Genomic DNA, 11,090 nt, shown 5'->3' with positions numbered 1-11,090 from the left:
GTAATCAGCTTTTTGTGTTTTTAACAGGTCTGGACGCACTGGACTTACGCGCCCGGGTAGTCGAGCCCGATCTAGTGGCGGATTTGCTGGCCATCTTCTTTCTCGCACGAGGCTTGTGATCAGCCTCTGACGCGGTTTGCTGACCGACTTCTTCTGGTTTCGCAAACTGGGCAGCCTGTGTGGTGGCTGCCGCAATCTGACTAAACTGATTCTGCAACATATCCCACCATGCCTGGGCAGCGGCCTGACTGCTTTCTGGCGTGTTCGGCATACCAGGGATGCCAGGCACACCTTCCCCTGCACCTGGTGTATCAGAACTACCGGCATTGTGGGTGTGCGATGCCGCACCCGTAGAAGGCGCTTCAGGCTCGGGGCGAGGCTGCGGTGCTGGAGCAGGAGTCGATTCTGGAGCAACTGTTGCTGCAGGCGACTCTGCGGGTGGGCGACGGATCCCCAGAACAACCTCAAGGGGAGAGGGCTGCTGGCCGTCTTCCGATACTGGCTGGGAACCCATCTCCACAAAAGATCGTAAAGTCTTGATCGTTGCTAGCTGAACCTCCATGCCCTGAATCGAGCCACTGAGCATGGACAGATTGAGCTTGAGCCAGTTCTCCACGACCTTGAGCTCAGAAATACGTCGCTCGAGATCTTCTGGGTTGAGAGATTGTGCCATGGTGCCACTCGCAAGACTTGCCGACTGTCCAAAGGAACTCATCGCCTGACGCATCAGATCGAGGCTTGCGGTCAGCGGATTTCCCTGACCTGCGGCGCCGGGATGGTTGATACCCGGCAGTCCGAACGGGTAAAAAGAATCAGAGGTCATGATTTCCTCCACTGTGATAGATTTAAGATCGATCATACGGGATATTCTGCGAGAATACGCAGATGAATTCTGAAATCACTTTGACCGAAATCGAATCGGCGATCAATTTCTGGCGACAAAGACTCCCCTCTGTGGGTGAGGAGTTGCGCCTGTGCGACCAGGCATCTGCGCTGGCGAATCATTACGCAATCATGATTGTGTCAGGAACCGGCAGCATGCCTGTCGATGCGCTCGAACCGACTGCGCGGGAAGCCTATGAGGTGTGGCTCGCCCAGAATCGTCCGGGCGGACTAACAAACAACCCTGACTGACAAGCCTGCTAGCTACCTGCGCGCGTGGGCGTAGATCAGTTCTGCAACAGCGTCCGGATATCATCGGCGATGGCTTGTGGACCGACTTGATTGCTCAGCAAAACTCTGGCTTTACCATCCTGATCCATCAGGTAGAAAGACGTGCTGTGGTCCATTGTGTAGCTTCCATCCGGGGTAGGAGCCTTTGCGTAGTACGCCCGAAACGACCCGGCTGCCTGACGAATCTGCTCGGTTGTGCCAGCCAGCCCGACGAACTCCGTCGGCAGCTCGGCATCGAAAGCACCGAGGTAGGCCTGGAGTATCTCGGGCGTATCGCGTTCAGGATCGACCGACACCATCAGCACCTGAACGCTTTGTGCGTCATCTCCAAGCAGAGAAACCGCCTGCGACACGTCTGCAAGCGCAGTGGGGCAGATATCCGGACACTGTGTGAAACCAAAGAAGACCAGGCTGACCTTGCCTTGATAGCTGGCGGGCGTCACTGTCTGGCCGTTGAAATCAACCAACTCCCAGGATTCGCCAATTCCCGCTCCTGCGATATCACTACCATTGAATTCCAGCTCAGGCTCACTGCAACCAGCAAGCACGACAGAAAACCCGAGCAACAACCCCGCGAGCCAGCGAACTGACCAAGTCATGACATCAAACCGTTGCATTGTTTTAAACCAGTAGGATCCAGTGATCGATCAGCAGCGCACCAAACAAAAGCGCAAGATAGAGAATGGAGTAGCGAAACAGCTTTCTCGCCCGTGCATCACTGTAGGAAAGGTAAAGGGCCCAGCTGAGCCAGATGAAGCGCAGCCCCAGTGCCACCGCACACGCCAGGTACAACCAGCCGCTCATGCGCACGACAAACGGCAACATGGTCGTCGCGAGCAAAGCGATGCTGTAAAGAAGAATATGCAAACGGGTAAAGCTCTGTCCGTGTGTGACGGGCAGCATCGGCAAGCCGGACTTCTCGTAGTCGAGTTTGCGGTATAACGCCAGGGCCCAGAAGTGTGGTGGTGTCCAGATGAAGATGATCATCACCAGCAGCCAGGCTTCGGCTGGCACGCTGTCTGCAACCGCAGCCCATCCGAGCGCGGGCGGCATCGCACCAGACAGACCACCGATCACGATGTTCTGCGGTGTGCGTGGTTTGAGAATGACGGTATAAATGATGGCGTAGCCGACAAACGTCGCGAATGTAAGCCACATCGTCAGAGGATTGACCCACTGATATAACACGAACATGCCAGCACCACCCAGCAATCCGGAAAGTGCCAGGACCTGGGTGGCCGAGATCGTACCTCTTGCCGTCCCACGCCGTGCAGTGCGCAGCATGCGTGCGTCCACCTGTTGCTCGATCAGGCAGTTCACCGCAAAGGCGGCGGCGGCCAGCAACCATATTCCGATGGTTCCCCAGATGACCTTCTGCATGTCGGGAATACCAGGCACGGCCAGGAACATTCCGATCACAGCACAGAAGACCGCGAGCTGGGTGACACGCGGTTTGGTTAGCACCCAGTACTGGCGCCAGAGTGAATCCTGTTGTGCGAGGGCTGTAGACATGGCGGTATTTTAGTCAATCTCTGCCAGTTTGGGATGCCTGACTTGCGGCGGCTCGATTCCGGCGACTCGTACCAGCAACGTCACCATGCCGATCACCAGACCAGCTGCCCCTGCATTATGCAGCACCGCGATCAGCAACGGCCACTGGAAGAAGATGGTGGTCAGGCCCGTCACGAGTTGAGCCAGGAGCAAAGCCAGCACCAGATGGGAAGGACCACGCAGACCTGGATCACGACGTAACTTGAGCGCAAGTGCTCCTACAACAGCGAACACGAACCATGCAAAATTTCGGTGCACCCAGTGTATGGCAGTCAGCGCATGTTGCGAGATCGTCTCCCCGCCCGGTAGCTCACCCAGTGCCCGCACGATCGAGAATCCGCCATGCAGATCCATTTCCGGCACCCACTCACCGTGGCAGGTCGGAAAATCCATGCAAGCCAGCGCCGCATAGTTGGTGCTGACCCATCCCCCCAGTGCTATCTGGAAGAACACAATCAGCAAACCGGCCACCACCCAGGGAGTGCTGGACTTCGACTGCGGTTGAATCGGTGCGTGGGTTTTCTCTCGGGCGGCGAGCCACGTCATCAACGCAAGCAGTCCCATTCCTCCAAGCAGGTGGGCGGTCACAATCATCGGCATGAGCTTCATGGTGACAGTCCAGGCGCCAAAAGCACCTTGCAGACAGACTGCGAACAGGGTGAACGTCGGCAATTCCGGTGATCGACCAATTACGTCGCGCCAGCGCCATGCCATGTAGGTGAAGCCGATGATCATCAGGCCAAGTAGCGCGCCAACGTAGCGATGGATCATCTCTATCCATGCCTTGGGCAAGGTTACAGGGCCGTGCGGCATGGCCTGCTCTGCGGCGCGAATATCGCTCAAAGCGCCGACCGGAGACAACTGGCCATAGCAACCAGGCCAGTCAGGGCATCCGAGGCCTGAATCGGTCAGACGCACGAACGCACCGAACATGATCAGGTCAAGCGTGAGAAACCACGTCAGAAATACCAGTCTGCGATAACGCCTGCGGCGCGCAAGCGCCTTTTGAAACTCCTGTTCCTCTGTCATGTCTGTTCGCTAAAAGAGTCTACCCTGGGTCAGCTTTCTGGAGGCCATACGGACTTAAGCCTGAGTCGTGCACCGATACACCCGCCCGATTACCCGATGCGTGAGTTATGCAGTAATTTACCGATGTCCTTCCTGATCCGCAGTGGATCAGGATCCTCGGGATACTGCATGATGAGATTGCCCAGCGGATCAATTATCCAGATCGATTTCTCCAGGCCGTCACGGTCCAGGTACTGGGCCAGTTGCTCCGGATCCGCTCTCAGCATGAGGGTACCCTTGTAGGCTTCGAGCACCTTTTCCGGGACTGGTTCATCATCAGTCACGAACCAGACACGGGCCAGGCGTTCCACGTTCTTGCCTGTCATGGCGTGCACGTTACGGATGATAAAGAGCTTCTTCGCGCAATCTTCTTCACAGGATGCATTGTCTGCAGTCACAAACACCCACTGGCCTTTGATCGTTTCGAGATCAAACGGCTTGCCATCAAGCGTGGTCACTTTCAGCGTGTCAGGACCTGGCAGCGGCTTCTGAGGCTGAACAAAGCTACCGTAGTTGGTCTGCCCCTCTGGCTGCAGGGACGGGTAGTAATACACCACAAAGGCTGCAATAACAGGAATAAGGCTGATCACGATAATCCAGATCAAGGGCGCATTCGAGCGGGGCTTTTGCGGACCAGACGTCTGACGAGGTGACTGCTGTGAAGGTTGCATGGAGGATTGGGCGTTCATCAAGTTTCCAGAATCAAGGCGCGATTGTCGCACGACGACGGGTGCGCCATAAAAGTACTACCAGTGCCCCAAATGCAATTGAGGCGAACATGAACCACTGCATCGCATAACCCATGTTCTTGTCAGCATCCACAGACGGTTGCGGCCAGTCCCGGATCAGTGAGCGTCCGTCGACCAGAATCGAGTCATCTTCGGCAGTCTGGGTGAGTACAAACGGCAGAACCGCCTGACCTGGCAATGCGTTTGACAGATCATCCAGAGACAGGTTCTGCCGACGCGGCAAGTTCATCAGATCAAGTGTGATCTCACTTTCGACAAGACGCTCAGAACCATCAAACTGCAATGGTCCGTCTTCCTGGAGTTCGTACAGCCTGGGGACGTGCTCGGCGATTTCACCACGGATGGTGACGAACCCATCGGGCAGCTCCATCTTCGCGATCTCTCCCTGTCCTGCGATCGGCCGCGGCACCCAGCCTCTCAACACCAGCAGTACTGTATCGTCTGCCAGGGCAAGCGGCATCGCAAGCCACAGGCCAGGTCTGCCATCTTGGGCCCGGTTATCCAGCAATACCGTATATTGCGGCAACCAGTGCCCGGTCGCCTGAGCGCTCTGCCATGGGTTTGCATCCGATGTCTTCATGCCTGGACGGATCTGAACGGGTGCAGTCATGCGCCCTCTTTCGATCTGTGCACCGATCGCCCGGCGCTCGTCTGCACGGTTCAGTTGCCACCGTCCCATCCCGACAAAGGTCAGCCCCAGCACTGCAAGCAACGAGACTGCCAGCCACCACCGTACTGAACCACGTTTCAAACCGTTCTCTGCCATAATTGACGCAGTGAATCTGAGGCACACATGCGAATATTTGTCATCATCGTTTTCCTGGGCATTCTGGCCAGCCTGGGATCGGCTTACGTTTATCTCATGAAGGACAAAGGTGGAACAAACCGCACGGTCAATGCGCTCACCGTCCGGATTGGCCTGTCTGTTGCGTTGTTTCTGTTCCTGCTCCTGGCCAACCAGTTAGGCTGGATTGAAAGCACTGGATACCGGCCCGGGCAGTAAACACTGGCCTTGACCTCTCTTGGGCCGCACCCTGTTGTCCGCGCCAGACGCACATCATCGCATGGGGACATGTCATGGCATCTTGAGCGACGGCCCACCCACTGATTAACATTCCTGTCTGAACCATTGGCGATGGGGTATGGTCACGACCGGAAGGGATCATACCAGCCAGGGACTGACCGAGTAGGTTTTTATATTAGCGCATACGCAACAAAGGGGCTTTAAAAGCCCCTTTGTTGTATCACCCCGGTGATCGGGGCGATTGATCGGCTGTGAGTATCAGAACCAGTACACGAAGAGGTACAGCCCGAGCCAGACTACGTCAACAAAGTGCCAGTACCATGCAGCTCCCTCGAATCCGAAGTGGTTGTCAGCCGTAAAGTGACCCTTCAGCATCCTGAACAGAATCACGGTCAGAATGGTCGCACCGAGGATCACGTGAAAACCGTGAAAGCCAGTCAGCATGTAGAACAACGATCCGAACACACCTGAGTCAAAGCGCAGGTTCAAGTCGCGATATGCATGCAGGTACTCGTAGGCCTGACAGCCGACAAAGATAAAGCCCAAAACAATGGTCGCGAACAACCAGAAAATGGACTTGCTACGATGATTCTCACGCAAGGCATGGTGAGAGATCGTCAAGGTCACCCCTGAAGTCAGCAGCAGCGCCGTGTTGATGGTCGGCAGCCAGAACGGGCCCATTGCCTGAAACTCTTCCACAATGCCTGCTGGACCCAGGTTAGGCCAGACGGCAGCGAAATCAGGCCAGAGCAACAGACTGTGATCCAGATCGCCCAGCCACGGGGTGGTCACGACACGCGTATACCAGAGCGCGCCGAAGAACGCGGCAAAGAACATGACTTCCGAGAAGATGAACCAGCTCATACTCCAGCGATACGACACGTCAATGCGTTTGCTGTTCAGGCCGCTTTGCCCTTCACGGATGGCATCACCAAACCAGAAAAAGAGCACGATCAGAAGACCTGCAATGCCAGCGTAAAAAACCCACTTGCCTGCAGTCAGGTCATTGATCCAGGCCGATGCGCCCAGCATGACCAGCAATAGCGAAAAACTTGCACGCACTGGGTGCGGCGAGTCTGCCGGAACGTAGTAATAGGGTGCCTCTTTTCCTGGCGCGGAGTGACTTGCACTCATTGTTATCTCCTGGTACCTGCAAATATTCTTAAAGACTTAACCTTGTCCCGTCATTGAACTGACGACCCATCCGGCCAAAAAAACCAAGCTGATCACAAAAACGATCGTGAACAGAACACCAATCATGATGACGTAAACCGGGTTGAGCCTGGCAACATCTTCCCGCCAGCCCGCCCCCCTGCGCACACCGAACATCGCCCAGAGCACTGCGCGCAATGTCTGAAAGAAACTCAATTTGCGTTGTGTTGATTCCATGACGGACTTCTCTTCAATATCTTTCACAATTGTCAAAGCGGATTGATAAGGAGGTACTGTTTCACAACATACCATCCAAACACCAGCGCAACAATCGCCAGAAAAATCAGACCTGTTCGTTTGTTCTTACGACGTTGCTCTGGTGTCATGCTTAAACATCCGTCCTGCAGTTACTTGACAACCGGGGGTGTCTCGAAGGTGTGGAAAGGTGCTGGCGAAGGCACAGTCCACTCCAGACCTTCAGCGCCTTCCCATGGCTTGGCCGGTGCAATTTCACCTTTGCCTGCATAGGCCTTGAGGACAGCCCACAGGAAGATCAGCTGGGACAGACCAAACCAGAATGCACCAACCGTTGCGATCATGTGGAAGTCCGTGAACTGGGTTGCGTAGTCAACATAGCGACGGGGCATACCAGCCAGACCCAGGAAGTGCATCGGGAAGAAGGTCACGTTAAAGGAGATCATGCTCATCCAGAAGTGCCACTTGCCCAGCCTCTCGTCGTACATGCGACCAGTCCACTTGGGAAGCCAGTAATAGGTGCCCGCGAACAGCGCAAACAGGGAGCCAGCGACCAGCACGTAGTGGAAGTGTGCAACGACATAGTACGTGTCATGTACCTGGATGTCGATCGGAGCGACCGACAGAATCAGCCCCGTGAAGCCGCCGATGGTGAACACAAAGATGAAACCAACCGAGAACAACATTGGTGTTTCAAAGGTCATGGACCCTTTCCACATTGTCGCAACCCAGTTGAATACTTTCACGCCAGTCGGGATGGAAATCAGCATGGTTGCGTACATAAAGTACAGCTGCGCGGTCACTGGCATACCGGTCGTGAACATGTGGTGCGCCCACACGATGAACGACAGGATGGCGATCGATGCGGTTGCGTACACCATCGAAGCGTAACCGAACAGCTTCTTGCGTGCGAACGCGGGCACGATGGCAGACACAATCCCGAACGCAGGCAGAATCATGATGTACACCTCCGGGTGTCCGAAGAACCAGAAGATATGCTGATACAGAACAGGGTCACCACCGGCTGCTGCATTAAAGAACCCGGTGCCGAAGTGACGGTCGGTCAGCAGCATGGTGATGGCAGCGGCCAGAACCGGCATCACGGCGATCAGGAGGTAAGCAGTGATGAGCCAGGTCCAGCAAAACAGAGGCATTTTCATGAGCGTCATGCCAGGCGCACGCATGTTCAGGACCGTCACGATAATGTTGATCGCACCCATGATGGACGATGCACCCATGATGTGGACGGCGAAGATGGCCAGGTCCATACCGGGGCCCATCTGCAGCGTCAAAGGTGCATAAAGGGTCCAGCCGGCGGCCGTCGCGCCACCGGGCACGAAGAACGAAGCTGTGAGCAGAATTGCTGCAACAGGGAGAAGCCAGAAACTGAAGTTGTTCATCCGGGCAAACGCCATATCGGATGCACCAATCTGCAGCGGGATCATGTAGTTCGCAAACCCGACAAATGCCGGCATGATCGCGCCGAACACCATGATCAGGCCGTGCATGGTGGTGAACTGGTTGAACAGTTCGGGCTGAAAGAACTGGATGCCGGGCACAAACAGTTCTGTACGAAGCAGCAGCGCCAGCACACCGCCCTCCAGGAACATCGCGAACGAGAATATCAGGTACATCGTACCGATATCTTTGTGGTTGGTTGCAAACAACCAGCGACGCCACCCATGGGGCATGTGGTGAGCGTGATCTTCGTGATGACCGTGGGAAGCGTCAGTGCCCTTCCCCGGAATATGATCAACGGTAACGCTACTCATCGTTTTACTCCTGACCTTTCGGTTTGTGCGCCCGATTAAGGCGCAGTCTTGATATCTTAGCCAAACTTGTTGAAGTTCGATTCTTTATCGTCTGAGCGCCGGATCAACGTGCTGCAGCGACTTCTGCCGGCATGACCACGGGGTCTTGACCCTGACCACCATTGCCCCATGACTGACGAGCATAAGTGATCACAGCTGCCAGTTCAACGTCGTTCAGATTAGCAAACGATTGCATGGCAGTGCCCTCTACGCCATTGAGCATGATGTCGATTTGATCAGCCATCGGACCCAGCACGATCTGACTGCCGTCCAGTGCGGGGAAAGCACCTTCTACACCCTTGCCGTTTGCCTGGTGGCAGGCGACACACTGTGCGCCGTAGACCTGCTCGCCACGAGCGAGCAATTCTTCTGCTGTCCATTCCTTGTTGGGATCATCGGCCAGCGCTGCGAGCTTCTTCTGCTCGCCCTCTGCCCACGCGGCATACTCTTCTTCGGTCACGACTTTCACCACAATCGGCATGAAGGCGTGGTCCTTGCCGCAAAGCTCCGCACACTGTCCACGGTACTCACCGACCTTCTCTGCACGGAACCAGACTCCACGCAGGAAACCGGGAATCGCATCCTGCTTGACGCCGAAGTCCGGAACCATCCACGAGTGGATCACGTCTGCTGCGGTCACCATCACGCGCACCTTCTTGCCTACGGGAACCACGAGCGGGTTGTCCACTTCCATCAGGTAAAACTCACCTTTTGATTCGCGGTTCTCGATTTGAGCAAGCGGTGTGCTCATGGCGGAAAGGAATTTCACACCCTCAGCAGGACCATCCATGTACTCATAGCCCCACTTCCACTGGTACCCGGTGACTTTGACAGTCATATCCGAGCCAGACGTATCTTTCATTGCCACGACCGTACGTGTGGCGGGCAACGCCATGCCGATCACAATCAGAAACGGAATCACCGTCCAGGCAATCTCGACACCCACGCTCTCATGAAAAGAGGCGGATTTGGCCCCTTTAGACTTCCGGTGAGCCCAGATCGAATAGAACATCACCCCGAACACACCGAGAAAGATCACCAGACAGATGATCAACATCATCCAGTGAAGCCAGGCAACGTCACGTGCAATCTCGGTCACCCCAGTGCTCAGGTTGAGCTGATTGACTGCTGGACCGCCGGGCATATCCCTGACCTGAGCGGCCGTAGCACCACTCACCAGCATTGCACAGGCCAGAAGAAACCCCTTCAACTTCATCATGCTCACCTCGAGACAAGCGTCAAACGAACCGAATCGATGTCATACATCAAAAAACCGATATATGCCTGTTGAAATTCGGACCGTCTGGATTAGAAATATGTCATTAAGTGGGCGGATTATAGCGAAGCGGCGGGGGCTGCGGTAATTGCTGGTTACAATTTCACGCCATAACCCCTTGTCAAAGGCCTGTTTCACTATGTTTCCGACCGTCAGATTGCCCGCAGAAAGTCTGCAAAAACTGCTTTTAGAGACACTCGGGCGGGCCAGCGATTCCCCGCATGATAACTCGTACTCGCTCATGATTCAGGGCGAGACCTGTGGTTCAGTGTTTCAGCCAGCGGTTCAGGCGTTGCAATCTCACCCGGACATCAGGCTCAATCACTCTCTCAAACAGATCGAGATCAACCCGTCCGGCGAGCTTGATGCCAGTATCGCCGACATTGCACAAAGCCTGGATCGGGCTGGTTGTGTGCCACGCTGGCGTGGAGAATTGCTTGATCTCTGGAACGATCGCAATGCATCGGTGGCCGCGATTGAACGAGGTGTCGTTCGGCCTCTTGGCACACTCACCAAAGCCGTCCACCTGAATGCCTGGTCCGAGACCGGATCCCTCTGGGTTGCACGCCGCAGCCTTACCAAACCGACCGACCCGGGGATGTGCGACACGCTTGTCGGAGGACTGGTCGGACACGGGGAAGAACCAGCACTCGCACTGGAGCGTGAGTCATTCGAAGAGGCGGGACTGACGCCTGATCAACTGGCACAACGCACGCCTGTCAGACCCATTGCTTGCATGCAGAGACGTTTGCCGGAAGGACTGCAGCGCGAACTCGTACTGACTTCCGAGTGCGTTCTACCCACGGCCGTTACACCAGTCAATCAGGATGGCGAAAGCATGACCATCGAATGCCTGCCGCCCAGTGAAGTTCTGCAAATGCTGCAAGCAGGACGGTTCACGGTGGAAGCCAGTCTGGTGATCCTGGAGGACCTGCTGTTTCGCGTAACTGGCGAACGGCCAGTGATGGGTAGCATTTCCGTCTGAAAACACGGGGTTTGTCCCGCAGACTTCGGTACTATATTCATACTGC

Annotated in this window: 14 protein-coding genes; 3 read left to right on the top strand and 11 right to left on the bottom strand. The window is 55.6% G+C overall.

Annotated features, from left to right (window positions below; all coding sequences use genetic code 11):
- Positions 1–4: 4 nt before the first annotated feature.
- Positions 5–823 carry a PhaM family polyhydroxyalkanoate granule multifunctional regulatory protein gene (locus tag DBV39_RS15605; protein WP_159078988.1) on the bottom strand — a complete coding sequence of 273 codons (819 nt, stop codon included), beginning with the start codon at positions 821–823 and terminating at the stop codon, positions 5–7.
- A 62-nt stretch (positions 824–885) separates the two neighbouring features.
- On the opposite strand from DBV39_RS15605, the gene DBV39_RS15600 reads away from it, so the two are divergent.
- Positions 886–1,134: a DUF3717 domain-containing protein gene (locus tag DBV39_RS15600; protein WP_108622330.1), complete on the top strand. Its 249-nt coding sequence runs from the start codon at positions 886–888 to the stop codon at positions 1,132–1,134.
- A gap of 35 nt (positions 1,135–1,169) precedes the next feature.
- Here DBV39_RS15600 and DBV39_RS15595 read toward each other — a convergent pair whose 3' ends face one another.
- The 5 genes from DBV39_RS15595 to DBV39_RS15575 form a co-directional block, all read right to left on the bottom strand.
- Entirely contained in the window at positions 1,170–1,772 is a 603-nt protein-coding gene (locus tag DBV39_RS15595; protein ID WP_108623314.1) for an SCO family protein, read from the bottom strand.
- Between the two features lie 22 nt (positions 1,773–1,794).
- The gene (gene cyoE, locus DBV39_RS15590) at positions 1,795–2,685 is read right to left on the bottom strand and encodes a heme o synthase (protein WP_108622329.1); all 891 of its coding nucleotides are present in this window, start codon (positions 2,683–2,685) and stop codon (positions 1,795–1,797) included.
- 9 nt (positions 2,686–2,694) lie between these two features.
- Entirely contained in the window at positions 2,695–3,753 is a 1,059-nt protein-coding gene (locus DBV39_RS15585) for a COX15/CtaA family protein (RefSeq protein WP_108622328.1), read from the bottom strand.
- 89 nt (positions 3,754–3,842) lie between these two features.
- Positions 3,843–4,481: an SCO family protein gene (locus tag DBV39_RS15580; protein ID WP_407669209.1), complete on the bottom strand. Its 639-nt coding sequence runs from the start codon at positions 4,479–4,481 to the stop codon at positions 3,843–3,845.
- 13 nt (positions 4,482–4,494) lie between these two features.
- Positions 4,495–5,292 carry an SURF1 family protein gene (locus tag DBV39_RS15575; RefSeq protein WP_227870666.1) on the bottom strand — a complete coding sequence of 266 codons (798 nt, stop codon included), beginning with the start codon at positions 5,290–5,292 and terminating at the stop codon, positions 4,495–4,497.
- Positions 5,293–5,334: 42 nt separating this feature from the next.
- On the opposite strand from DBV39_RS15575, the gene DBV39_RS15570 reads away from it, so the two are divergent.
- A complete protein-coding gene (locus DBV39_RS15570; protein WP_108622327.1) occupies positions 5,335–5,544 on the top strand; it encodes a twin transmembrane helix small protein in 210 nt (69 codons plus the stop codon).
- A 279-nt stretch (positions 5,545–5,823) separates the two neighbouring features.
- Here the strand turns inward: DBV39_RS15570 and DBV39_RS15565 are convergent, their stop codons facing one another.
- The 5 genes from DBV39_RS15565 to coxB form a co-directional block, all read right to left on the bottom strand.
- Positions 5,824–6,699: a cytochrome c oxidase subunit 3 gene (locus DBV39_RS15565; RefSeq protein ID WP_108622326.1), complete on the bottom strand. Its 876-nt coding sequence runs from the start codon at positions 6,697–6,699 to the stop codon at positions 5,824–5,826.
- Positions 6,700–6,735: 36 nt separating this feature from the next.
- Entirely contained in the window at positions 6,736–6,954 is a 219-nt protein-coding gene (locus DBV39_RS15560) for a DUF2970 domain-containing protein (protein ID WP_108623311.1), read from the bottom strand.
- 32 nt (positions 6,955–6,986) lie between these two features.
- Complete coding sequence (locus DBV39_RS20100) at positions 6,987–7,103, bottom strand: cytochrome oxidase small assembly protein (RefSeq protein WP_227870665.1); 117 nt, start codon at positions 7,101–7,103, stop codon at positions 6,987–6,989.
- Positions 7,104–7,124: 21 nt separating this feature from the next.
- The gene (gene ctaD, locus DBV39_RS15555; protein ID WP_108622325.1) at positions 7,125–8,744 is read right to left on the bottom strand and encodes a cytochrome c oxidase subunit I; all 1,620 of its coding nucleotides are present in this window, start codon (positions 8,742–8,744) and stop codon (positions 7,125–7,127) included.
- A gap of 103 nt (positions 8,745–8,847) precedes the next feature.
- Positions 8,848–10,002, bottom strand: a complete 1,155-nt coding sequence (coxB, locus tag DBV39_RS15550; RefSeq protein WP_108622324.1) for a cytochrome c oxidase subunit II — start codon at positions 10,000–10,002, stop codon at positions 8,848–8,850.
- A 196-nt stretch (positions 10,003–10,198) separates the two neighbouring features.
- Between coxB and DBV39_RS15545 the strand changes: the two genes are divergently transcribed.
- Positions 10,199–11,044, top strand: a complete 846-nt coding sequence (locus DBV39_RS15545) for an NUDIX hydrolase (RefSeq protein WP_108622323.1) — start codon at positions 10,199–10,201, stop codon at positions 11,042–11,044.
- Positions 11,045–11,090: the final 46 nt, after the last annotated feature.

The organism is Orrella marina, assembly GCF_003058465.1.
GTDB classification, from domain to species: Bacteria; Pseudomonadota; Gammaproteobacteria; order Burkholderiales; family Burkholderiaceae_B; genus Algicoccus; species Algicoccus marinus.
Note: the sequence above shows the minus strand (reverse complement) of the source record. Positions and strands in the feature narration are given on the sequence as shown.

Bases quoted from the DNA above. Each gene is read 5' to 3' on its own strand.
- DBV39_RS15565 (WP_108622326.1), bottom strand. From the start codon at position 6,699: ATGAGTGCAAGTCACTCCGCGCCAGGAAAAGAGGCACCCTATTACTAC.
- coxB (WP_108622324.1), bottom strand. From the start codon at position 10,002: ATGATGAAGTTGAAGGGGTTTCTTCTGGCCTGTGCAATGCTGGTGAGT.
- DBV39_RS15545 (WP_108622323.1), top strand. From the start codon at position 10,199: ATGTTTCCGACCGTCAGATTGCCCGCAGAAAGTCTGCAAAAACTGCTT.
- DBV39_RS15600 (WP_108622330.1), top strand. From the start codon at position 886: ATGAATTCTGAAATCACTTTGACCGAAATCGAATCGGCGATCAATTTC.
- ctaD (WP_108622325.1), bottom strand. From the start codon at position 8,744: ATGAGTAGCGTTACCGTTGATCATATTCCGGGGAAGGGCACTGACGCT.
- DBV39_RS20100 (WP_227870665.1), bottom strand. From the start codon at position 7,103: ATGACACCAGAGCAACGTCGTAAGAACAAACGAACAGGTCTGATTTTT.
- cyoE (WP_108622329.1), bottom strand. From the start codon at position 2,685: ATGTCTACAGCCCTCGCACAACAGGATTCACTCTGGCGCCAGTACTGG.
- DBV39_RS15560 (WP_108623311.1), bottom strand. From the start codon at position 6,954: ATGGAATCAACACAACGCAAATTGAGTTTCTTTCAGACATTGCGCGCA.
- DBV39_RS15595 (WP_108623314.1), bottom strand. From the start codon at position 1,772: ATGACTTGGTCAGTTCGCTGGCTCGCGGGGTTGTTGCTCGGGTTTTCT.
- DBV39_RS15570 (WP_108622327.1), top strand. From the start codon at position 5,335: ATGCGAATATTTGTCATCATCGTTTTCCTGGGCATTCTGGCCAGCCTG.
- DBV39_RS15605 (WP_159078988.1), bottom strand. From the start codon at position 823: ATGACCTCTGATTCTTTTTACCCGTTCGGACTGCCGGGTATCAACCAT.
- DBV39_RS15585 (WP_108622328.1), bottom strand. From the start codon at position 3,753: ATGACAGAGGAACAGGAGTTTCAAAAGGCGCTTGCGCGCCGCAGGCGT.
- DBV39_RS15580 (WP_407669209.1), bottom strand. From the start codon at position 4,481: ATGAACGCCCAATCCTCCATGCAACCTTCACAGCAGTCACCTCGTCAG.